A 22086-nucleotide genomic window follows, 5' to 3' on the forward strand; every position below is an offset into this window, starting at 1 on the left:
CCTCCTCATTCCGCCGCGCCCGCAATGTCGACCAAGAAGACCTCCTACCCGAAGCAGGACATCCGCGTACTGTTGCTGGAAGGAGTAAGCCAGACCGCGGTGGAAACCTTCCGCGCCGCCGGTTATACCCAGATCGATTTGCACGACAAGTCGCTGCCGGAAGACGAACTCAAGCGCCGCATCGCCGAAGCGCACATCATCGGCATCCGTTCGCGCACCCAGCTCACCGAAGACGTGCTTTCCAACGCGCGCCGGCTGATAGCGATCGGCTGCTTCTGCATCGGCACCAACCAGGTGGATCTGGAAGCGGCGGAACTGGCCGGCATCCCGGTCTTCAACGCGCCCTATTCCAATACCCGCAGCGTGGCCGAACTGGTGATCGCGCAGGCGATCATGCTGATGCGCGGCATTCCGCAGAAGAACGCCGAATGCCATCGCGGCGGCTGGTCCAAGTCGGCCGCCGGCAGCCACGAGGCGCGCGGCAAGACCCTGGGCATCATCGGCTACGGCCACATCGGCACCCAGGTCGGCGTGCTGGCCGAAGCGATCGGCATGAACGTGATCTTCCACGACATCGAAACCAAGCTGTCGCTGGGCAACGCGCGCTCGGCCAGCGGCCTGGACGATCTGCTGGCGCGCAGCGACGTGGTGACGTTGCATGTTCCCGAAACCACATCGACCCAGGGCATGTTCGGCGCCACGCAGATCGCCAAGATGAAGCGCGGCGCCCACCTGATCAACGCCTCGCGCGGCACCGTGGTCGATATCGACGCGCTGACCGCCGCGCTGGTCTCCGGCGCCGTGGGCGGTGCGGCGGTGGACGTCTTCCCGGTCGAGCCCAAGGGCAATGCCGAGGCCTTCGAATCGCCACTGCGCGGCATCGATAACGTGATCCTGACCCCGCATGTCGGCGGCAGCACGCTGGAGGCGCAGGACAACATCGGCGTGGAAGTGGCGGCCAAGCTGGTCCGCTACAGCGACAACGGCTCCACCCTGTCGGCGGTGAACTTCCCCGAGGTCACCCTGCCCGGCCACGACGGCAGCCGCCGCATCCTGCACATCCATCGCAACGTGCCCGGCGTGCTGTCGCAGATCAACGAGATCTTCAGCAAGCACAACGTCAACATCGACGGCCAGTTCCTGCGCACCGATCCCAAGGTCGGCTACGTGGTGATCGATGTCACCGCCAACGAGGAGCAGAGCGCCGACCTGAAGGAGGCGCTGTCGGCGATTCCCGGGACCTTGCGGACACGCATCCTGTACTGAGTTCATCCCACGGGCGGCCACTGGCCGCCCGCATCGTTTCCGGAGGAGGACCACCATGCCCCGCGCAGACACCGCATTCCTGTTCGATCTCGATGGCACGCTCGTGGACAGCGTCTACCAGCACGTGCTGGCCTGGAAGGAAGCCCTCGACCGCGAAGGCGTGAACCTGTCGGTGTGGCGCATCCACCGCAAGATCGGCATGAGCGGCGGCCTGTTCACCCACATCCTGCTGCGCGAGACCGGGATGGACATCACCGAGGAACGGCTGGATCGCCTGCGCCGCTGGCATGCCGAGGCGTACTCGCGGCAATCGGAACAGCGCGCGGTGCAGCCGCTGCCGGGCGCGCGCGAACTGCTGGCGTTCCTGACCGAACAGGGCATTCCCTGGGGCATCGCCACCAGCGGTCGGATGGAAACCGCCGCGCACAACCTGCACGCGCTGGGCGTGGATCCGGCGCAGGTGCCGGTGATCACCCGCGACCTGGTGCGCCACGCCAAGCCGGATCCGGATCTGTTCATCGCCGCCGCCGACCGGCTGGGCGTGGACATCACCCGCTCGCTGGTGCTGGGCGACAGCATCTGGGACATGCTGGCCGCGCAGCGCGCACGGGCGCTCGGCGTGGGCCTGCTGTCCGGCGGTTACGGCCAGGAGGAACTGGAGCGCTCCGGTGCATTCCGGGTGTACGAGGATCCGGCCGATCTGCTGCGCCACATCGACGAGGTGGTGGCCCGCAGTTGAAGCGCGGCGGCGCCGGCGGGCTGCTCCCGACGCCGCCGGTGCGCTGCGCTCATCGGCGGGTCTGATCCTGATGTTTCCTCAGCGCTGCCGGGCCAGCCACTTGCGGGCCATGCGGCCGAGGGATTCATCGGTTTCACCGGCCATCGGGGCGATCTCGCGCCACGCCAGATCCAGCGATTCCTCGCTGACCACGTAGCGTTCGTCCTGGCCTGCGCGGATCACGTAGCGGACGTCGTAGTGCCAGTGCCCCGGCACGTCCTTGCGTTCGGGAATCCAGTGCCGGTCCAGATCGAAAATGGCCGCCTCCTCCAGGCGCAGGCCCGGCAGCCCCGATTCCTCCTCGGCCTCCTTCAGCGCGACCTGGCCCATGTCGGTGTCGCCGTCGGCGTGGCCGCCCAACTGCAACCAGCGCGACAGCTTGCGGTGGTGGGTCAGCAGGGTGCGCTGGCCATCGGCGCTGACCAGCCAGGCGCCCCCCGTGAAGTGTCCTTCCAGGCGTTCGCGCACGAACGGGTTCCGGGGATCCGCCAGCAGTTGGAGGAAGTCCTCCACGGTCGCCGCCTCGTCCGGCCAGCGCGTCCGGTAGGCGTGCAATTGTTCCATCAACGGTGATTCAAACACGCGGCTGCCCTGTTCAGTTATACGGGGAATGATGCTCGTGCGCATTATCCCTCCCCGTGCTGCACCCGCGCTTGTGATCCGCGACTCGCTTTGGCAAGGTACGGCGCTTCCGTGCGGGTGACCCACACACCCGTGACCGCCAAATGACAGGCACCGGCCAAGACCGGTCGCCCACTCCGGGGAAGTCGCGAATGCTCAAATCTTTGTTCAGGGTCAAGCCGGTCGAACCGGCCGGCCATGTGGATGCCGGTGAACCCTTCGAAGGCAGCCTCGATGGCGAGGCCACCCTCAAGCGGACCCTGACAGCGAAGCACCTGACCATGCTGGGCGTCGGCGCGGTCATCGGCGCAGGCATCTTCGTGCTGACCGGCCAGGCCGCCGCCAACCACGCCGGCCCCGCCATCATGCTGAGCTTCGTGCTGGCCGGTTTCGCCTGCGCCCTGGCCGGCCTGTGCTACGCCGAGTTCGCCGCGCTGATGCCGGTGTCCGGCAGCGCCTATTCGTACTCCTATGCCACCCTCGGCGAGTTCGTCGCCTGGTTCATCGGCTGGTGCCTGGTGCTGGAGTACCTGTTCGCGTCCTCCACCGTCGCGGTGGGCTGGTCGGGTTACCTGGTCAGTTTCATCACCACGACCCTGCACCTGCCCTTCCCCGCGCAGCTCACCACGGCGCCGATCGACTGGAACGGTACCGACTTCGTTTCCACCGGCAGCCTGTTCAACCTGCCGGCTATCCTGATCGTCGCCGCCATCAGCGGCCTGTGCTACGTCGGCATTACCCAGTCCGCGTTCGTCAACGCGATCGTGGTGGCGATCAAGGTCACCGTCATCTGCCTGTTCGTCGGTTTCGGCCTGCAGCACATCGATCCGGCCAACTGGACCCCGTTCATTCCGCCGAACGAAGGCCCGGGCAAGTTCGGCTTCGAAGGTGTCACCCGCGCGGCGGCCATCGTGTTCTTCGCCTACATCGGCTTCGACGCGGTCTCCACCGCCGCCGGCGAGGCCAAGAACCCGCAGCGCGACATGCCGATCGGCATCCTCGGTTCGCTGGCGATCTGCACGGTCATCTACATCGTGGTCTGCGCCGTGCTGACCGGCATGACCCACTACAGCCTGCTGGGCACGCCCAAGCCGGTGGCGACCGCGCTGGAAGCCTTCCCGGACCTGTCGTGGCTGAAGACCGCGGTGGAGATCGGCGCCATCGCCGGCCTGTCGTCGGTGATCCTGGTCATGCTGATGGCGCAGCCGCGCATCTTCTACAGCATGTCCAAGGACGGCCTGATGCCCAAGCTGTTCGGCAAGGTCCATCCGAAGTTCCGCACGCCCTACGTCGGCACGATTATCGTCGGCGTGCTCGCCGCGATCCTGGCCGGCCTGATGCCGCTCAACGTGCTGGGCGAACTGGTGTCGATGGGTACCCTGCTCGCCTTCGCCACCGTCTGCGTCGGCGTGCTGGTGTTGCGCTATACCCGGCCGGAACTGCCGCGGCCCTTCCGAGTGCCGCTGGCGATCGTGATCTGCCCGGTGGGCGCGGCCGCCTGCCTTTACCTGTTCTGGCAGCCGTTCGTGGAGCACTGGCCGATCTTCGTCGGCTGGACGGTGTTCGGCCTGCTGATCTACTTCAGCTACGGCTACCACCACAGCAAACTGCGGCAGAAGGCCTGAGGGCCCGATCGGGCCGGCGCACGGCGCCGGCCTTTTTTATTGCACGCATCACGATGATGGCCGGGAAATCGCCCGTCCGTACGTCTTGATGAAGAACGACGATTGGAAGTGGATTGATGTTCGGACAACTCTGGGCCACCAAGCACCCCCATGCCAGCCACAGCGACGCCGAAGGGCTGAGCCTGCACCGCACCCTCGGCCCCTGGGGACTGACCGCGCTCGGTATCGGCGCGGTGATCGGCGGCGGCATCTTCGTCATCACCGGGCAGGCGGCGGCCAACCATGCCGGCCCGGCGATCATGCTGAGCTTCGTGCTGGCGGCGATCTGCTGCACCTTCTGCGCCCTGGCCTACGCCGAGTTCGCGGCGATGGTGCCGGTATCCGGCAGCGCCTACACCTATACCTACGCCACCCTGGGCGAATTGTCGGCGTGGTTCATCGGCTGGATGCTGGTGCTGGAATACGGCGTCTCCGCATCGGCGGTGGCGGTCAGCTGGACCGGCTATTTCCTGAGCCTGCTGGATCACTTCAACATCCACCTGCCGGCGGCGCTGGTGAGCGCGCCGCTGGACGCCAAGCTGCAGCCGACCGGCGCCATCGCCAACCTGCCGGCGGCGGCCATCGTGCTGCTGCTGACCTGGGTCTGCTACGTCGGCATCCGCAAGTCCTCGGCGATGAACATGGCGATGGTGCTGCTCAAGAGCGGCCTGATCGTGCTGGTCATCGCGGTCGGCTGGAAATACGTGGATCCGGCCAACTGGCAACCCTTCATCCCGGCCAACGAAGGTCCCGGCAAGTTCGGCTGGGAAGGCGTGCTGCGTGGCGCGTCGATGGTGTTCTTCGCCTACATCGGTTTCGAGGCGGTCTCGGTGGCGGCGCAGGAATCGCACCGCCCGCAGCGCGACATGCCCATCGGCATGCTGCTGTCGCTGGCCATCTGCACCGTGCTCTACATCGCGATGGCAGCGGTCATGACCGGCCTGGTCCCCTATACCCTGCTGGGCACCGACGAACCGGTGGTCACCGCGGTGGCCGCGCATCCGCAGTTGGGCTGGTTGCGCGTGGTGGTCGAAATCGGCGCGCTGGTCGGCCTGTCCTCGGTGGTGCTGGTGATGATCATCGGCCAGCCGCGCATCTTCATGATCATGGCCCGCGACGGCCTGTTGCCGCCGGTGTTCACCAAGATCCATCCCGAGTACCGCACCCCGCACATCAACACGGTCATCACCGGCATCGGCATCGCCCTGCTGGCGGCGCTGTTCCCGCTGGACGTGCTGGGCGAGCTGACTTCGATGGGCACTCTCATCGCCTTCGCCGCCGTCTGCGCCGGCGTGCTGATCCTGCGCCGTACCCAGCCCGACCTGCCGCGCCCGTTCCGGATTCCGGCCGCCTGGCTGATCTGCACCCTGGGCATCTTCTGCTGCCTGGCGCTGCTGTCCACCATGACCGCGCACAACTGGTTCCTGATGGCGGTGTGGACGGTGGTCGGCTTCGTGATCTACTTCCTGTACGGCCACCGCCACAGCAAGCTGCGCCGCTGAGCCCGTGCGAGAACCCGCGCCTGTCCGCACCGTGACGGCGGCAGGCGCTAAAATGGGGGCCATGAACGCCCCCCTGCCCTATGACGCCGCCCGCCTGGGCGAACTGGCCCGCCTGCTGATCGACAACATCCGCGAGCTTTCGCAGGCGGGGTGGACGCCGGCCACCAGCAGCAACTTCTCCCATCGCCTGGACGATCGGCACGCCGCGATCACGGTCTCCGGCCGCGACAAGGGCCGGCTGGTCGAAAGCGACATCATGGTCGTGGACTTCGATGGCAAGGCGGTTGGCAGCGACCACCGCCCGTCCGCCGAAACCCTGCTGCATACCCAGTTGTATCGCCGCTTCCCGGACATCGGCTGCGTGCTGCATACCCATTCCCCGGTGCAGACCATCGCCTCGCGGCTGTATGCCGGCGTCGGCCACATCCGGCTGGAAGGCTACGAACTGCTCAAGGCCTTCCATGGCAACACCACCCACGAGACCGAGATCCAGGTACCGGTGTTCAGCAACACCCAGGACATGCCGACCCTGGCCGCCCAGGTGGATGCCCTGCTGGATCAGCAGCCGCTGTGGGGTTACCTGATCGACGGCCATGGCCTGTACGCCTGGGGCCGCGACATGGCCGAGGCGCGCCGCCACCTGGAAGCCTTCGAGTTCCTGTTCCACTGCGAACTGGAGCTGCGCAAGCTGGGTTGCCGGCGCTGAGGCCCGGCGTGGCCTGATAACCCGCGGCGCGCCCGCGTTCCCGCCAGGTAACTGGACCGCAACCCCGCGCCTGCTAACCTTGAATTCCCCACGCGTCGAGCCATACCGCCATGAGCCGCCTCCGCATCTTCCATGAAAGCGACCCGGTCACCCCGGAGTTCGCCAGCTACGATCCCGACTTCATCGCCACCGAACTGCAGAAGGTCGGCGTGACCTTCGAGCGCTGGAAGGCCAACCAGCCGATCCAGCCGGGCGCGGCGCCGGAGGCCGTGATGGACGCGTACCGCGCCGACATCGACCGGTTGATTGCCGAACGCGGTTTCAAGACCGTGGACGTGGTCAGCATCGCGCCGGACAACCCCAAGCGCGAGGAAATGCGCGCCAAGTTCCTCGACGAGCACTACCACAAGGAAGACGAAGTACGCTTCTTCGTCGCCGGCTCGGGACTGTTCACCCTGCACGTGGACGACAAGGTCTACGAGGTGGAGTGCGTCCAGGACGATCTGATCGCCGTGCCGGACAGTACCCTGCACTGGTTCGACATGGGGCCGGAACCGCATTTCGTCGCCATCCGCTTCTTCACCGAGCCGGACGGCTGGGTCGGCCACTTCACCGGTACCACCATCGCCCAGCAATTCCCGCGCTACCACGGCCCGACCCGGCCCGAGTAAGCGGTGCCGTCATCCGGCACCGGGCGCCACGCGCAGTCCGGTGCCGTTCTTCATTCGCTCCCGTCTCCCCGAATCCGCCATTCCCATGCTCCGCGCCATCCTGACCGACATCGAAGGCACCACCAGCAGCATCTCGTTCGTCAAGGACGTGTTGTTCCCCTACGCCCGCCGCGCCCTGCCCGGCTTCGTCCGCGAGCATGGCCAGGAACCGGAGGTGCGCCGCTGGCTGGACGTGGTCGCCACCGAACACGGTGCGATCTGCAGCGACGATGTCATCGTCGAGACGCTGCAGGGCTGGATTGACCAGGATCGCAAGCACACCGCGCTCAAGGCCCTGCAGGGCATGATCTGGGACGCGGGCTACCGCGATGCGGATTTCACCGCGCACATCTATCCGGACGCGGCGCCCGCGCTGAAGCGATGGTACGAACAGGGCTACTCGCTGCACGTCTATTCCTCCGGCTCGGTGCCGGCGCAGAAGCTGTTCTTCGGCCACAGCGACGCCGGTGACCTGACCCCGCTGTTCTCCGGCTGGTTCGATACCGAAGTCGGCGGCAAGCGCGAAGCCGGCAGCTATCGCCGCATCGCCGAACAGATTGGCGCGCCAGCCGGTGAAATCCTGTTCCTCTCCGACGTGGTCGAGGAACTGGACGCCGCCCGTGAAGCTGGCATGCGCACCCAGCTGATCGATCGTCCCCAGGACTACCCGCAGCCACGCCTGGACGGCGCCGCCCACGATCATCCGCGCGTGGTCGGGTTCGACGCCATCGAACTGCCGCACTGATTCTTGTTGCGAGCGATTCGCATTCCCTCATCTGGCGACGGCAAACGGTAGACTGCGCGCCGTTGCCAGCCAGCAAACGCTCGCCAGCACGTCCCGCCAGCCAGCGATCGCCAGCCAGCCGGGATTCGATGACGCCCCCCATGGGGCGTTTTTCATTTCCGGCGGACTACTTCCCGTGGATTCGCTCGCCACGCGCCAGCATCGCGACCAGCTTTTCGATGCGTGACGCCCGCGTCTCCGGTTTCTTCGCCGTCTGCACCCGCCAGCACACCGCGTAGCGGTTGGTCCGGTCCAGGGTCTCGAAAAACGCCGCCGCCTTCCGGTTCTTCGCCAGCGCATCGGCCAGTTCCGGGTGAAGCTCCATCGCCGCGCCCCCCGAATAGGCGGCTTCCCAGCGCCCATCGGCGCGCGCCAGTTCGATTTCACGCAGGCCGCCCTCGCGCATGCGACCGGCGACGATCAGCGCTTCCGCCTTGCCGACGTTGATCTTCGACCACAGGCTGCGCGGGCGCCGTGGCGTGAACCGTTGCAGGAAACTCTGCGCGTCGAAGCTTCGCCGCTGTCCATCGATCCAGCCGTGGCACAGCGCCACCTCGATGGCTTCGGCATAGCTCACCGAGGCCAGGTCCGCTTCCTTTTTCGCGATCCGCAACCACAGCCCGGAAGATTCCGGATGCGCCGCCAGCCATTTTTCCCAGGCGGCGGAATCACGGAACAGTTTGATCGGCAAATCCAGCGCATCGGTGGCCATCGGCAACGCTCCTGGGGGACTGTTTCTCGTGTTCGGCGCAGGTACCGCTATTCCCTGGCCCGCTGCAACCGATAGCTCGTGGACGCGGCCTGTTCGCCCTGCCAGCGGTCGAATGCCCGCACCTCGACGCGATGCTCGCCCACCTCCAGGTCGGTCGGCAGCGTGCCACGCCACAGATGGGTGGAAATGTCCGCCTCCGGCGATCGATCGTAACCACGCAACGCATCGGCGGCATCGTCGGCGATGTTCTCCGCCAGCAGGCCGGGGTCCGGCTGCAGCACCCGCCGCATCGCCTTCCATTCGCCACCGTCGATCCGGTACTCCACCCGCGTATCGGCCTCGCCCATGTAGACGTTGGCGTACACGCCGTAGGCCGGATACGCGCCCTGCCGCAGCACCTTCGGCGCATGCAGCCCGATGACCGGATCCCCCGCCGCCCGTGCGACCTGATAGCGCAGTGCGTACTGGCCATCCGCCTGGATCGTCAGCCACGCATAACCGTTCGGCGTGCCGTCGCTCATAGTGGTGTCGGGAATGCCCTGCGCATCCTTCACCCCCGACCAGAACGCGCCGCAGGTGGCACCCACGTTGTATTCGTGCAGCGGCTGCGCGCCATGCCAACCGGTGTCCGCGCCGTGCCGGTAGTGGCGCTGGTTGTGGGTGTGCGCGCTGATGAGCAGGACCTGGCGGTGATCCCGGAGCAGATCGAACAGCCGCGCGCGATCCGCGCGACGGAAGGTCTCCACGCCCGGCACCGGATCGAAGAACGGGATATGCGCGGCGATGACCACCCGGCGGTCTTTCGGCAGGGTCGCCAGGTACCCCCGCAGGAAATCGAACTGGTCCTCGCGCAGGCCACCGATGTAGGCGGGTTTCCGGCCGGGACGGTAGACCACGTCATCCAGCACGATGAAGCTGGCCTGCGGTTCCTCCCAGGCGTAGGTGTCGGGCCCGTAGACATTGCGGAAACTCAGCAGCGACGCCTCGTCGGCCGAGGCGTCGAAATCCAGGTCGTGGTTGCCGGCCACGTGCAGCCAGGGCACGCCCAGGCGCGCGGTCACCTGGTTCATCGCCGGATACAGGCTCAGATCATCATTGGCGATGTCGCCCACGCTCAGGCCCAGGCGGGCGTCGTGCCGGCCCACCAGCGGCTGCACGATGTCGCGGGCGTAGTAGTCCACGTCGGTCCGTGTCTTCGGCTGCGGGTCACCGAACACCAGCATCTTCAGGCTGGCATCCGCCGCGGGGCGCGTTGCCGGCAGCAGGCCGAAATCCACCTGCGCGGTCGCCGCCGTCGCCGCAATGCCGCCGTACCTGAGCGACGGGGATCCCTGCGGAAACAGATGCTGCCAGAACCGTGGCAGGCCATCGGCGCCGGTCGGCGCCGCATGCGTCGCCGGCTTGATCACGAACACGGTGGCGCGCTCGCGCCCGGGCAGCCGGTAGGCGCCCCGCGCGTCGCTGACGGCGACATCACGGCCGTTGGATACCTTGACGCCGGCCAGCCCCCGTTCGCGCGGGTCCCGGCGTCCATTGCCGTTGGCATCCAGATAGATCGTGCCCGTCACCTCGGCCGCCGGGGAGGACGCCACGGATACCGGATCCTGCGCCGACGACGATGCCGTCGCGCTTGCGGCGGCCATCAACGACAAGGTGGCGAGCGACCACCCCAATGCGCGCTTGGTCATGTGCAACGGATTCCCGGCAACGCCCCACGGGCAACCCGCCGATTATCGTTCTCCGGTCGCGTCCAGGGGTAGTCCGATGTCCGCTTTCAGCCCGAATGGCGCGCGGCCAGCAATGCTTCCACCTCGGCCAGCCCCAGACCGCGGCTGCGCAGCAGCACCAGCAGGTGGTACAGCAGGTCCGCGCTTTCGCCCAGCAGGGCGGTCTCGTCCTGCGCCACCGCGGCCAGCGCGGTCTCGACGCCCTCCTCGCCCACCTTCTGGGCGATCCGGCGCACGCCTTCCTCGAACAGGCGGGTGGTGTAACTGCCGGCGGGCCGCTCGCGCTCGCGGCGCGCGATCAGCGCATCCAGTTCGGCCAGGAACGAGCCAGGCGCGTCGGCAAAGCAGCTGGTGCGCTGCAGGTGGCAGGTCGGCCCGTGCGGCACCGCCCGGATCAGTAGGGTGTCGCTGTCGCAATCGGTCTCGATGGCACGCAGTTCCAGCACGTGGCCCGAGCTTTCGCCCTTGGTCCACAAGCGCCGTTTGCTGCGGCTGTAGAACGTCACCTTTCCGCTGGCCAGGGTCGCGTCCAGCGCTTCCCGGTTCATGTAGCCCAGCATCAGCACCCGCAGGGTCGCCGCATCCTGCACGACCGCCGGCAGCAGGCCATCGCCCTTGCCCCAGTCCAGTCGCTCCGCATCCAGTTGTCCCGCATCAAACGGCATCTCGCACCTCGATGGCCTGCGCACGCAGGAAACGCTTCAATTCCGGAATGGCGATGCGGCCGCTGTGGAACACGCTGGCCGCGAGCGCGCCATCGACGTCGGCCTGCTGGAACACATCGGCGAAGTGCGCCGGCTCGCCGGCGCCGCCGGAGGCCACCAGCGGCACTTCGCACAGCGCCCGCACGGCGGACAGTTGGGCGATGTCGTAACCGCGCCGGACGCCATCGCTGTCCATGCAGTTGAGCACGATCTCGCCGGCGCCGAGGCGCTGCGCCTGCTGTACCCAGTCCAGCGTGCGGATCGGAAGCGCGCGGGTGCGCGAAGGATCGCCGGTGTACTGGCGCACCCGCCATTGGCCATCGTCCTCGCGCACCGAATCGATGCCCACCACCACGCATTGCACGCCGAAGGCCCGCGCCAGCTCGCCGATCAGCGCGGGACGTTCCAGCGCCGGCGTGTTGATCGAAATCTTGTCGGCGCCGGCATGCAGCACCCGTCGCGCGGTGTCCACGTCGCGGATGCCGCCGGCCACGCAGAACGGGATGTCCAGCAGGCGCGAGACCCGCTCCACCCAGGCGTAGTCGACCGACCGTCCTTCCGGGCTGGCGCCGATGTCGTAGAACACCAGTTCGTCCGCGCCGGCATCGCGATAGCGCAGCGCCAGTTCGGTGATGTCGCCCATGTCGACGTGATCGCGGAAGCGCACGCCCTTGACCACCCGCCCGTCGCGGACATCCAGGCAGGGAATGATCCGCCGGCTCAGCATGACAGGGCGTCCGCCACGCTGAAACGGCCTTCCAGCAGCGCGCGGCCCAGCACGATGCCGGCGCACCCCTGCGCGCGCGCGGCGGCGATGTCGTCCAGCGCGCGTACACCGCCGGACGCCTGCACCCGCAGGCCCGGCGCGATGGCCCGCAGGTGCCGGTAGAGATCCAGGTTGGGGCCGGAGAGCATGCCGTCACGGGCGATGTCGGTACTGAGCAGGTGGACCAGGCCGGCGCGTTCGAATCGCGCGGCCAGTGCGTCCAGGCTGGCGCCCGCATCCTCGGTCCAGCCGTGCACCGGCAACCGCCAGACACCCGCGGCATCCTGCCGCGTATCCAGCGCCATGGTGAGCCGTTCGGCGCCGAACTCGCCCAGCCAGGCCAGCACCGCGTCGGGATCACGCACCGCCAGCGATCCGATCACCACCCGCGCCGCGCCCGCATCGAGCACGCGCGCGACATCATCGCGCGAGCGCACGCCGCCGCCGGTCTGGACCCGCAGACCGGTGGTGGCGGCGATATCGCGCAGCAACGGCGCCAGGGTGTAGCCACCGGCCCGTGCCGCGTCCAGATCCACCAGATGCAGCCAGTCGGCCCCCTGCTCCGCATAGCCGCGGATGATGGCCAGCGGATCGTCGCCGTAGCGGGTCTCACGCGCATAGTCGCCCTGCGCCAGCCGCACCACCCGGCCGTCGCGGATGTCGATGGCCGGATAGGCCTGGAAATCCGCGGCCTGGATCCTGTCTTCCGATGCGGTGACCATTACTGCAATCCTGTTTCGATGAAGTTCCCGATCAGCTTCGCGCCGACCTCTGCCGAACGTTCCGGATGGAACTGCGCGCCCGCCACCCGGCCGCGCTGCACCACCGCCGCGAACGACTGGCCGTGTTCGCTGCTCATCAGGCAGTCCGCGCCCACCGGTGCGGCGTAGCTGTGCACGAAATACGCATGGCCGCCCGCGAGTCCGGCGGTCAGGCCGGATTCGCGCCGTGCCTGCAGGGTGTTCCAGCCCATGTGCGGGACCCGGATACCCGGACGCGACGGCAGCCGCGCCACCCGGCCCGGCAGCAGGCCCAGGCAGGGCGTGTCGTCCTCTTCCGAATGCTCGAACAGCAACTGCATGCCCACGCAGACGCCCAGCAATGGCTGCTCCAGTTGTCGCAGCACATCGATCAGGCCCTGCTCGCGCAGCCGCGCCATCACCGTGGCGGCGGTACTGACGCCCGGCAGGATGACCCGGTCCGACGCGCGGATGACCGCCGCGTCCGCGGTAAGCGTGGCATTCACGCCCAATCTCTCCAGCGCGTAACGGACGGAACCGATGTTGGCGCCGCCGGCATCGACCAGGGCCACCTGCATCACAACGCTCCCTTGGTCGACGGCAGCTCCGCGCCCTCGCGGCGAATCGCCTGCCGCAACGCGCGCGCCAGCGCCTTGAAACAGGCTTCGACCTTGTGGTGATCGTTGTCGCCGCGCACGCTCAGGTTGAGATTCAGCCCGGCCGCGTCGCACAGTGAACGGAAAAAGTGCGGCACCAGTTCGGTCGGCAGGTCGCCCACGCGCTCGCGGCGGAATTCACCCTCGAACACGAAATACGGCCGGCCGCTGAAATCCAGCGCCGCGCTGGCCAGCGTTTCGTCCATCGGCAGGGTGAAGCCGTAGCGGCCGATGCCGCGCTTGTCGCCCAGCGCCTGCTTGAGCGCCTGCCCGAGCGCCAATCCGGTGTCTTCCACCGTGTGGTGCTCGTCGATGTGCAGGTCGCCCTGCGCATCGATGGCCAAGGCGAAGCCGCCGTGCTTGCCGATCTGTTCCAGCATGTGGTCGAAGAACGGCAAGCCGGTGTGGATGGCCGGCTCGGCGATGCGATCCAGATCCACGTCCACCCGGATGCGGGTCTCCCGGGTATCGCGCTGGACGCTGGCCCGGCGCGGCGCATCCGCCAGTTCGTGGGCAATCGACGACCAATCCCACTCGCCGCCGAATTGCGGCGTCTTCAGCTGGAAACCGCGGATGCGCAGGTTGTCGGCGAACTGGATGTCGGTGGGCCGATCACCGACCATCGCCGAACGCGACCAGTCGATGCCACGATCCTGCAGGTAAGGCAGGACCAGGCCGATGCCGGGTTTGCGGGTCGGCCGGTTCTCTTCCGGCCAGCTCGGGTCGATCAACACGTCGCGGAAGCGGATGCCCTGGCTCTCGAAGATCCGCAGCATCAGGTCGTTCGGGCCATCGAAGGACGCCTGCGGATAGCCTTCGCTGCCCAGGCCGTCCTGGTTGCTGACGATGACGAACTGGTAGCCGGCGTCGCGCAGCTTCAGCAGCGCCGGAATGCAATCTCGCACGAACCGGATCTTTTCGTAGGCGTCGATCTGGAAATCGGCCGGCTCCTCGATGAGCGTGCCGTCGCGATCGATGAACAGGATCGGGGTCATGCCGCCGCCTCCCGCACCGCCAGCGCCGCCAGCACCCGGTCGTTCTGTTCCGGACTGCCGATGCTGATCCGCAGCGCATCGCCCAGTTGCGGCGCGGCGCGCTGATCGCGCACCACCACGCCGGTGGACAGCAATGCGGCGAATGCGCGGTCGGCGTCGTCGAACCGCGCCAGCAGGTAGTTGCCTTGTGACGGATACACCCGGCGCACGCCGGGAAGCGCCGCCAGCGCGCCGCGCATCCGTTCGCGCTCGCTGCGCATCAGCGCCACCCGCTGCCGGGTCTGCGCCAGCGCCGCGGGCGCCAGACCGGCGAGCGCGAGTTCCGCGCAGGGCGCGGGCACCGGATACGGTGCCTGGCAGGCGCGCAGCACGGCGATCAGTTCCGCCGCGGCGATCGCCACGCCAATCCGCGCGGCGGCCAGTGCATGCGCCTTGGACAGGGTACGCAGCACCACCAGGTTCGGAAACCGCGCAATCAGCGAGGCCGCCGAGGGAACATCGGAAAACTCCACATAGGCTTCGTCGACCACCAGCAGCGCGTGGCCGGCCAGGCGTCCGGCCAGACCCGCGATCTCCTCCAGCGTGCAGGCCCGGCCGGTGGGATTGGCCGGCGAACACAGGAACACCAGCTTGGCATCGTTCGCCAGCGCGGCGGCGGCCAACCCATCCAGATCCGGTTCGAAGCCCTGTTCGGTATCGCGCAACGGCACGTCGATGAGCGGTGCGTCCTGCAATCGCGCCGACACCGCATACATCCCGAACACCGGCGAGCTGATCACCACGCCGTCGCGCGCCGGCACGCACAACGCGCGTACCAGCAGATCGATGGCCTCGTCGCTGCCGCGTCCGATCAGCAGCTGTTCCGGCGCGCAGCCATACAGACCGGCCAGCGCCGCGCGCAGGGCGCCCGGCTGCGGCTCCGGATAACGCTGGCAGGTCGCGCCCGCATCGGCAGGATTGGCCCAGGCCGATTCGTTGGCGTTGAGCCAGACATCGCCGCGCAGCGCTTCGGTGCGCGCCGACTTGTAGCCACCGAAGCCGCGCAGATCCGGCCGGACCAGATCCAGCACACCGGAAACCGCCGGGTTCGCACTGGAAACGTTCATGCCGCCTCCAGCCGCAGGGCGACCGCGTTGGCGTGCGCGTCCAGGCCCTCGGCACGCGCCAGCGTCAACGCGCATTCGCCGATGCCGCCAATGCCCGCGCGGCTGGCCGCCTGCACGCTGACGAAATTCTGGAAACTGGCCACGCTCACGCCGCTGTAGGCACGCGCGGCGCCGCTGGTCGGCAGCACGTGATTGGTACCGCTGCAGTAGTCGCCCAGGGCCTCGGGCGTGTAATCACCCAGGAATACCGAGCCCGCGGCCTCCACCCGCTCCAGCCATGCGCGCGGGTCGCGCAATGCCAGTATCAGGTGTTCCGGCGCGTACTCATTGCTGATGGTGAAGGCATCGTCCAGCCGCTCCACTTCGATCAGCCGCGACGCCGCCAGCGCCTGCCGGGCGATCGCCGCGCGCGGCAGCGCCGCGAGCTGGCGCTCCAGTTCGATGGCGACGCGATCAAGCAGCGTCGGCGCGTCCGACAGCAGCAGGACCTGCGAGTCCGGGCCGTGTTCAGCCTGCGACAGCAGATCGGCGGCGACGAACGCCGGATCCGCGCCAGCATCGGCGATCACCAGCACTTCCGAGGGGCCCGCCGGCATGTCGATCGCGGCCAGGCCGGCCTGCGCGACCTGCTGCTTGGCTTCGGTCACGTAGCTGTTGCCGGGGCCGAACAATTTGTCGCAACGCGGGACGCTGCCGGTACCGAAAGCCATCGCCGCGATCGCCTGCGCGCCACCCAGCTTGAACACGCGGGTGACGCCGGTCAGCCGCGCCGCCACCAGCACGGCGGGATCAGCGCTGCCATCGGCGCGTGGCGGCGTGCACAGCACCACTTCACGGCAACCCGCCAGCTGCGCGGGCACGCCCAGCATCAAGGCGGTGGACGGCAACGGGGCGCTGCCGGCGGGCACGTACAAGCCCACCCTCGGAATCGGCCGGATCATCCGTTCGCAGACCACGCCGGGCGCGGTTTCGACCGCGTACGGCTGGGCCATGCCGGCACGGTGGAAGGCCTCGATGCGGGTGGCGGCTTCCTGCATCGCCTGTTTCAGCGCCGGCGCAACGGTCGTCTCGGCGGCGGCGAATTCGGCGGCGCCGACTTCGAAATCGTCCAGCGCGACGCCGTCGAAGCGACTGGTGAATTCGCGCAGCGCGGGATCGCCGAGCTGGCGCACTTCCGCCAGCACCGCGGCGACTGCATCGCGGGTGCGCTGCGCCACCGCCTGGACCGGACGGCGCAGGGCGAGGCGGCGTTGTTCGCCATCGAGGCGGGACCAGATCAGCCGGTTCATGCCAGCGACCTCTCGACCGAGAGCACCATCAATCCCTGCGCACCGGCCCGCTCCAGTTCCTCCAGCCGCTGCCAGGTGATCGCACCGTGGCACATGGTCTGCAGCGATAGCGGGCCTTCACCCGAACCAGGCAACTGGACCAGCGGCTCCGCATCCGGCAGCAGCCGCGACAATTCAGCCACGGTGTCGCGGTGGGCGCGGAACATCAGCAGCTTGCTGTCCTTGAGCTTGAGCACGCCATCGACCCGGCGCAGCAGCATCGCCGCCAGCCCCGCGCGTTCGTCGTCGAATTCGCGCACCGGGCCAGCCAGAACCGCTTCGCTGTCCAGCAGGGTTTCCACCGGCTTGAGCTGGTTGGCCGCAAGGGTGGCACCGCTGGAGACCAGATCGCAGATCAGGTCGGCCGTGCCCAGGCGCGGCGCGATTTCAACTGAACCGGACAGTTCCACCACGCCAGCCTCCACGCCCTGCCGCTGCAACCACGACGAGAGGATCGCCGGATAGCTGGTGGCGATGCGCAGGCCCTGCAGTTGCGCCGCGCCCTGCCATTCCCAGTTGTCCGGCACCGCCAGCATCAGCCGGCATTGGCCGAAACCGAGCGGGCGCAATTCCTGGTACGCGGGCGCCAGGCCGATGCGGGTGCGCTCGCCGGCCTGCTCGTCAAGCTCGTTGCGTCCGACCACGCCGAAATCGCAGACGCCATCGGCGATCAGGCCGGGAATGTCGTCGTCGCGCACCAGCAGCAGGTCGATCGGCAGCGATTCGCCGTAGCAGAACAGCTTGTCGCGGCTTTCGCGCCAGCTCAGTCCGCACGCGGCCAACAGCGCGCGCGCCGGTTCGGCCAGACGGCCACTTTTCTGGATGGCGATGCGCAGGCGATCGCGCGTCGCGGGTACAACCCTGGGACTCATGGGAGGGAACTCAGTGGGAGGCGCCGTTGGCGCGCGGTTGTTGCTGCTGGAACGCGGTGGCGTAGCCGCCGGTGCCGCGTTCGAGGGTGCGGGCGACCCGCCCGATGGTGGTGACGCTGACCTGGGTCAGCTCGTGGATTTCGCGGTACGGCACGCCCTTGAGCAGTAGCGGAACCACCCGCCAGCGGTCCGCCATGGCCTCCAGTTCGGCCGGCGTGCACAGATCTTCCAGGAATGCCCGTACCTGCCCGACCTCGGCCAGGCGGGCCAGCGCCTCGGAGAGCGCCTGCAGCGAGGCGCTTTCGGTCGGGTCATCGGAGGCGGTGGGGCGACGTTTCATCAGGGTTCCGAGGCAGATGCCGGGCCGGTGGCCGGCCAATCAATGTATTAACGCGTTAATACATTAATCCACCTCCCCGTCGTCGTCAACCCGGCCCCTGCCCCCTCTCTGGTCGGATGTACCTACATGGTTAAACTGGCGACGCGTCCGCCGGTCTGGGCGGGCACGAGAACGGGGAAGTGAACCGGATGAGGGAGGCCATTCGCAGGTTTCGCTGGCTGCTGGCGGGGCTTTCCCTGCTTTGCGCGCTCGCCCAGGCGCAGACGCCGCGGGAACAGGCACCGCTGGTGATGTCCGGCGATACGGCAACCCATCCCCTCGCCGCCCATACGGGCTACTTCCACGACACCGATGGCCGCGCGGATCTCGACGGCATCGAGGACACCCTGCGATCGGGACGTTTTCTTCCATTGCCCGGCGATGACGCCTCGTTCGGTTTCCAGCCCGGCGCCTACTGGTTCCACGTGCGCCTGCTCAACCGCAACCTGCAGGAGCCGCGCTGGTTGCTGGTGCAGCAATACGCGCTGAGCGACCGGCTGGACGTGTATGTGCGCTATCCCGATGGACGGGTGTTCCACCAGGCTGGCGGCGACCACCACCCCTTCGAGCAGCGCAGCGTCCGCTACCGCCATCCGAATTTCCAACTGGATCTGCCGCCCGGCCAGCCGGCCGACCTGTTCGTGCGGGTGGAAAGCCAGAGCTCGATGCAGGTGCCGCTGGCCCTGTATACGCCCACCGCATTCGCCGAGCTCTCGCGCGACGCCCAGTTCGCCATGGGAATCTATTACGGAATCCTGCTGGCGCTGTTCACCTACAACCTGGTGCTCTGGCTGACCCTGCGCGATGCCAGCTACTTCTGGTACATGTTCCACATCAGCGCGTTCGGGCTGGTGCTGTTCACCCTGTATGGCCTGGGCTTCGAATACCTGTGGCCGCGCTCGCCATGGCTGGCGGACAAATCCGTGCCGTTGTCCATCTGCCTGGCGCAGATCGGCATGCAGCAGTTCGCCCGCAACTTCCTCGGCCTGCGCCGGCGCTGGCCGCTGGGCGACTACATCGGCCTGGGCATGATCGCGCTGTTCATCGTGCTGGGCATCGCCACCACCTGGATCCCCATCCGCCTGTCCACCCAGTTGGCGGTGATCGCGGTGATCCTCAGCGTGGCCTGGATCGCAGTCGAGGCGGTGGTCGCGATGCGCAGCGGCTACAAACCGGCGAAGCTGTTCCTGCTGGCGTGGTCGATGTTCCTGACCGGCATCGCGATGGTGGCGATGGTCGCGTTTGGCGTCTTGCCCAAGAATTTCGTCACCGAGTACAGCGTGCAGATCGGCTCGGCCCTGGAGATGCTGCTGCTGTCGGTGGCGCTCGGCTACCGCTATGCGTCGCTGCGCAACGAGAATGAACGGATCGTGCGCGAATCGCGGGACCAACTGGAAATCAAGGTCGAGCAGCGCACCACGGAACTGCGCAGCGCGCTGGACCAGCTGGAAGCGGCGCATCTGCGCCTGCGCGAGTTCAGCCGGCTGGACGGCCTGACCGAACTGTACAACCGCACCCATTTCCGCGAAGCCTTCGAACACCTGCTTTCACAGGCCCGCAACGCCGAGCAGCCGATCTCGCTGCTGATGATCGATCTGGATCACTTCAAGCGCATCAACGACACCTACGGCCACCTGGTCGGCGACGACTGCCTGCGCTGGACATCCAATACGATGGCCGAGACCCTGCGCCCCTACGGTGCGCTGGTCGCGCGTTTCGGCGGCGAGGAATTCATCGCCGCCCTGCCCGACATGGATCTGGAGGAGGCCAGCGCGGTGGCCGAGGAATTACGGCAGCGCCTGCGTGATCGCCCCTGCCGCAGCGGTGAACTGGACATCCCGATCTCCGCCAGCATCGGCGTCCATTGCGTGGACGCCCACAAGAACAGCCTGGACTCCGCGCTGCAGGTTGCCGACCAGGCGCTCTACACCGCCAAGGCCGAAGGCCGGGACTGCGTCCGCACGCTGTAGGGCAGGGCTTCCCCCGCTTGCGGGGGAAGGTAGCCGAAGGGCGGATGGAGGCGCGTTTGGCACCGTCGCATGGACTTGCTCGTCAGCCCGCGGAGCCGGGATCCATCCTGGCGCGATGCAGGGGCCGGCTGATTTTCATCTTCCCGCGAAAGTGCATCCCAGCTTTCGCTGGGATGACGGGAAGTGATGATGGGAAGCGGGATGACGAAAAGCGGGGCGACGGAACCGCGCGCGCCCCAGGTAGGCAGGAGTACGACCGATGCCGATGGCACCGCTCCATCGCCCCATGCCTTTCGACAAACATCAGGGCAAGCTCGCTGGGCTATAGAGCCGAAATCGCCCGGCTCGGGGCCTGCGACATCCGGCGGAGCAGGCTCCGCTCTACCGATGCATTTGCTTTTTCATCGCCCGGCCAGCGCGCGGGCCTGTTCCAGCTCGACCTTCAGGCTGCTGGCCAGTTCCTCGCGCTTGACCTCGAACTGCTGCTCACGGACCAGATCCTTCACCGTGACCGCGCCGCGCACGCGCTCGTCTTCACCGGCCAGCACCACGAAACGGATGCCGGCACGCGAGGCATACTGGAACTGCCTGGCCAGCTTGCGCGCTTCCATCTGCACCTCGGTGTTGATGCCGGCGGCACGCAGGCGACGGGCGATGTCGAGCGAATCGGCCAGCGCGCCGTCGTCCATCAAGGCCACCATCGCCTGCACGCTGCTCTCGTCGCTGCCGGCGATGAGGCCGGCCTCGCGCAGCTGCCAGAACAGGCGGGTCAGGCCGATGGAGATGCCCACGCCGGGGAGCTTGGACTTGGTGTAGTGGCTGGCCAGATCCTCGTAGCGGCCGCCCGAGCAGATCGAGCCGATCTGCGGATAGTCGTCCAGTTGGGTCTCGTAGACGGTACCGGTGTAGTAGTCCAGGCCGCGCGCGATGGAGAAGTTCAGGCAGTAATCGTCTTCGGGAACGCCCAGCGCATGCACCAGTTCCAGTACTTCGCGCAGTTCGGCCACGCCCTGGGCCAGGGTCTCGTTGCCCTGCCCCAGCGCTTCCAGTTTGGCCAGCGCGTCCGCGTGGCTGGTCGAACGCATGGCGACGAAGTCCAGGATCCGCGCGACCGCTTCGGCCGGGACGTTGAAATCGGGGCCTTCGAGGGTCTCGCGCACGTAGTCCGCGCCGCGCTTGTCCAGCTTGTCGACTTCGCGCAGCACCAGCGCCTGGCGCTCGCCGTCGGCGATGCCCTGCGCCTCGAAGAAACCGCGCATCAATTTGCGGTTGTTGAGCTGGATGGTGAACCTGCCGATGCCCAGGTCGCTGAAGACCGCATGGATCACCGCCAGGATCTCGGCGTCGAAGCGGATGCTCAGCGCATCCTTGCCGATCACGTCGATATCGCACTGGTAGAACTCGCGGAAGCGCCCGCGCTGGGCCCGCTCGCCACGATAGACGCGCTGGATCTGGTAGCGCCGGAACGGAAAGGTCAGCTCGTGCTCGTGCTCGGCCACGTAACGCGCCAGCGGCACGGTCAGATCGAAGCGCAGCGCCAGCTCCGGCAAGCCCTCGGCGGAGCCCGCCTCGGTCTTGGCCAGCGCGCCGGTGGATTGAACGAAGTAGACCTGGCGCTCGGTCTCGCCGCCTGACTTGGTCAGCAGGGTTTCCGACAGCTCGAACACCGGCGTTTCCACCGGCAGGAAGCCGAAGCGCTCGTAATTGCGGCGGATGGTGTCCAGCATGCGCTGGAACGCAATCTGCTCGCGCGGCAGCAGTTCCATCACTCCGGGCGGCGTGCGTGGCTTGATCAAGCGAAAACTCCGGGGAGACGACCCGTTACGAAAGGCCCGCCATTCTAAGACTGAACGCAGTATCCGGGCAGGCACGCAAAAAACTGTTGCCGACCGCCCGCGTCCTGAATAGAATAGCCGGCTCACACGGGGTGTAGCTCAGTCTGGTAGAGCGCTACGTTCGGGACGTAGAGGTCGCAGGTTCGAATCCTGTCTCCCCGACCAATCGATGGGTCGCAAGCAAGCCTGGAAAACGACGGTTTTTCGGGTTTTTTTGTGCCTGCGAGCCACGCCACGGCCTGCCCGGGCTTGGGCCGGCGGCCGG

At 67.5% G+C, this 22086-nt stretch carries 21 protein-coding genes and 1 tRNA gene; 9 read left to right on the top strand and 13 right to left on the bottom strand.

Annotated features, from left to right (window positions below):
• Nucleotides 1-24: 24 nt before the first annotated feature.
• Both serA and AC3DE2_RS13265 read left to right on the top strand, forming a co-directional pair.
• Entirely contained in the window at nucleotides 25-1266 is a 1242-nt protein-coding gene (gene serA / locus AC3DE2_RS13260) for a phosphoglycerate dehydrogenase (RefSeq protein WP_488426600.1), read from the top strand.
• A gap of 55 nt (nucleotides 1267-1321) precedes the next feature.
• A complete protein-coding gene (locus AC3DE2_RS13265; RefSeq protein ID WP_295375942.1) occupies nucleotides 1322-2005 on the top strand; it encodes an HAD family hydrolase in 684 nt (227 codons plus the stop codon).
• A 78-nt stretch (nucleotides 2006-2083) separates the two neighbouring features.
• Here AC3DE2_RS13265 and AC3DE2_RS13270 read toward each other — a convergent pair whose 3' ends face one another.
• Entirely contained in the window at nucleotides 2084-2671 is a 588-nt protein-coding gene (locus tag AC3DE2_RS13270) for an NUDIX hydrolase (protein WP_488426601.1), read from the bottom strand.
• A gap of 146 nt (nucleotides 2672-2817) precedes the next feature.
• Between AC3DE2_RS13270 and AC3DE2_RS13275 the strand changes: the two genes are divergently transcribed.
• The 5 genes from AC3DE2_RS13275 to mtnC all read left to right on the top strand — a co-directional run bounded on the left by AC3DE2_RS13275 (nucleotide 2818) and on the right by mtnC (nucleotide 7992).
• Nucleotides 2818-4290 (top strand): amino acid permease, encoded by a 1473-nt coding sequence (locus tag AC3DE2_RS13275; protein ID WP_295375938.1) that lies wholly within the window; start codon nucleotides 2818-2820, stop codon nucleotides 4288-4290.
• A gap of 116 nt (nucleotides 4291-4406) precedes the next feature.
• Nucleotides 4407-5831 (top strand): amino acid permease, encoded by a 1425-nt coding sequence (locus tag AC3DE2_RS13280; RefSeq protein WP_295375936.1) that lies wholly within the window; start codon nucleotides 4407-4409, stop codon nucleotides 5829-5831.
• A 61-nt stretch (nucleotides 5832-5892) separates the two neighbouring features.
• Nucleotides 5893-6537, top strand: coding sequence for a methylthioribulose 1-phosphate dehydratase (locus AC3DE2_RS13285; protein WP_295375934.1), 645 nt, complete (start codon nucleotides 5893-5895; stop codon nucleotides 6535-6537).
• Nucleotides 6538-6647: 110 nt separating this feature from the next.
• Nucleotides 6648-7208 carry a 1,2-dihydroxy-3-keto-5-methylthiopentene dioxygenase gene (locus tag AC3DE2_RS13290; RefSeq protein ID WP_488426602.1) on the top strand — a complete coding sequence of 187 codons (561 nt, stop codon included), beginning with the start codon at nucleotides 6648-6650 and terminating at the stop codon, nucleotides 7206-7208.
• Between the two features lie 85 nt (nucleotides 7209-7293).
• Nucleotides 7294-7992, top strand: coding sequence for an acireductone synthase (mtnC, locus tag AC3DE2_RS13295; protein WP_295375931.1), 699 nt, complete (start codon nucleotides 7294-7296; stop codon nucleotides 7990-7992).
• Nucleotides 7993-8158: 166 nt separating this feature from the next.
• Here the strand turns inward: mtnC and AC3DE2_RS13300 are convergent, their stop codons facing one another.
• From AC3DE2_RS13300 to AC3DE2_RS13350, 11 genes are all read right to left on the bottom strand, one after another.
• Nucleotides 8159-8743: a YdeI/OmpD-associated family protein gene (locus tag AC3DE2_RS13300; protein ID WP_488426603.1), complete on the bottom strand. Its 585-nt coding sequence runs from the start codon at nucleotides 8741-8743 to the stop codon at nucleotides 8159-8161.
• Between the two features lie 47 nt (nucleotides 8744-8790).
• Nucleotides 8791-10431: a calcineurin-like phosphoesterase C-terminal domain-containing protein gene (locus AC3DE2_RS13305; RefSeq protein ID WP_488426604.1), complete on the bottom strand. Its 1641-nt coding sequence runs from the start codon at nucleotides 10429-10431 to the stop codon at nucleotides 8791-8793.
• A gap of 86 nt (nucleotides 10432-10517) precedes the next feature.
• On the bottom strand, nucleotides 10518-11135 hold the full coding sequence (hisIE, locus tag AC3DE2_RS13310; RefSeq protein ID WP_488426605.1) for a bifunctional phosphoribosyl-AMP cyclohydrolase/phosphoribosyl-ATP diphosphatase HisIE: 618 nt from the start codon (nucleotides 11133-11135) through the stop codon (nucleotides 10518-10520).
• On the bottom strand, nucleotides 11125-11901 hold the full coding sequence (gene hisF / locus AC3DE2_RS13315) for an imidazole glycerol phosphate synthase subunit HisF (RefSeq protein ID WP_488426607.1): 777 nt from the start codon (nucleotides 11899-11901) through the stop codon (nucleotides 11125-11127). Before hisF ends, hisIE begins: the two co-directional genes overlap by 11 nt.
• Nucleotides 11895-12662 (bottom strand): 1-(5-phosphoribosyl)-5-[(5-phosphoribosylamino)methylideneamino]imidazole-4-carboxamide isomerase, encoded by a 768-nt coding sequence (hisA, locus tag AC3DE2_RS13320; protein ID WP_488426608.1) that lies wholly within the window; start codon nucleotides 12660-12662, stop codon nucleotides 11895-11897. Before hisA ends, hisF begins: the two co-directional genes overlap by 7 nt.
• Nucleotides 12662-13258 (bottom strand): imidazole glycerol phosphate synthase subunit HisH, encoded by a 597-nt coding sequence (gene hisH / locus AC3DE2_RS13325; protein ID WP_488426610.1) that lies wholly within the window; start codon nucleotides 13256-13258, stop codon nucleotides 12662-12664. The genes hisA and hisH overlap by 1 nt, the downstream gene beginning before the upstream one ends.
• A complete protein-coding gene (hisB, locus tag AC3DE2_RS13330; protein WP_488426611.1) occupies nucleotides 13258-14331 on the bottom strand; it encodes a bifunctional histidinol-phosphatase/imidazoleglycerol-phosphate dehydratase HisB in 1074 nt (357 codons plus the stop codon). Before hisB ends, hisH begins: the two co-directional genes overlap by 1 nt.
• Complete coding sequence (gene hisC / locus AC3DE2_RS13335) at nucleotides 14328-15437, bottom strand: histidinol-phosphate transaminase (RefSeq protein ID WP_488426612.1); 1110 nt, start codon at nucleotides 15435-15437, stop codon at nucleotides 14328-14330. The genes hisB and hisC overlap by 4 nt, the downstream gene beginning before the upstream one ends.
• Nucleotides 15434-16726 carry a histidinol dehydrogenase gene (hisD, locus tag AC3DE2_RS13340; RefSeq protein ID WP_488426613.1) on the bottom strand — a complete coding sequence of 431 codons (1293 nt, stop codon included), beginning with the start codon at nucleotides 16724-16726 and terminating at the stop codon, nucleotides 15434-15436. The genes hisC and hisD overlap by 4 nt, the downstream gene beginning before the upstream one ends.
• On the bottom strand, nucleotides 16723-17637 hold the full coding sequence (gene hisG / locus AC3DE2_RS13345) for an ATP phosphoribosyltransferase (protein ID WP_488426614.1): 915 nt from the start codon (nucleotides 17635-17637) through the stop codon (nucleotides 16723-16725). The genes hisD and hisG overlap by 4 nt, the downstream gene beginning before the upstream one ends.
• Nucleotides 17638-17647: 10 nt before the next feature.
• Nucleotides 17648-17977 (bottom strand): YerC/YecD family TrpR-related protein, encoded by a 330-nt coding sequence (locus tag AC3DE2_RS13350; protein WP_488426615.1) that lies wholly within the window; start codon nucleotides 17975-17977, stop codon nucleotides 17648-17650.
• A 188-nt stretch (nucleotides 17978-18165) separates the two neighbouring features.
• Between AC3DE2_RS13350 and AC3DE2_RS13355 the strand changes: the two genes are divergently transcribed.
• Entirely contained in the window at nucleotides 18166-19986 is a 1821-nt protein-coding gene (locus AC3DE2_RS13355; RefSeq protein ID WP_488426616.1) for a sensor domain-containing diguanylate cyclase, read from the top strand.
• A 401-nt stretch (nucleotides 19987-20387) separates the two neighbouring features.
• Here the strand turns inward: AC3DE2_RS13355 and hisS are convergent, their stop codons facing one another.
• Entirely contained in the window at nucleotides 20388-21782 is a 1395-nt protein-coding gene (gene hisS / locus AC3DE2_RS13360) for a histidine--tRNA ligase (protein WP_295375906.1), read from the bottom strand.
• A 127-nt stretch (nucleotides 21783-21909) separates the two neighbouring features.
• Here hisS and AC3DE2_RS13365 point away from each other — a divergent pair.
• Nucleotides 21910-21986 (top strand) — tRNA-Pro (locus AC3DE2_RS13365).
• The last annotated feature ends 100 nt before the right edge of the window (nucleotides 21987-22086 follow it).

The sequence above is a fragment of the Pseudoxanthomonas sp. 68-E7 genome (assembly GCF_057773145.1).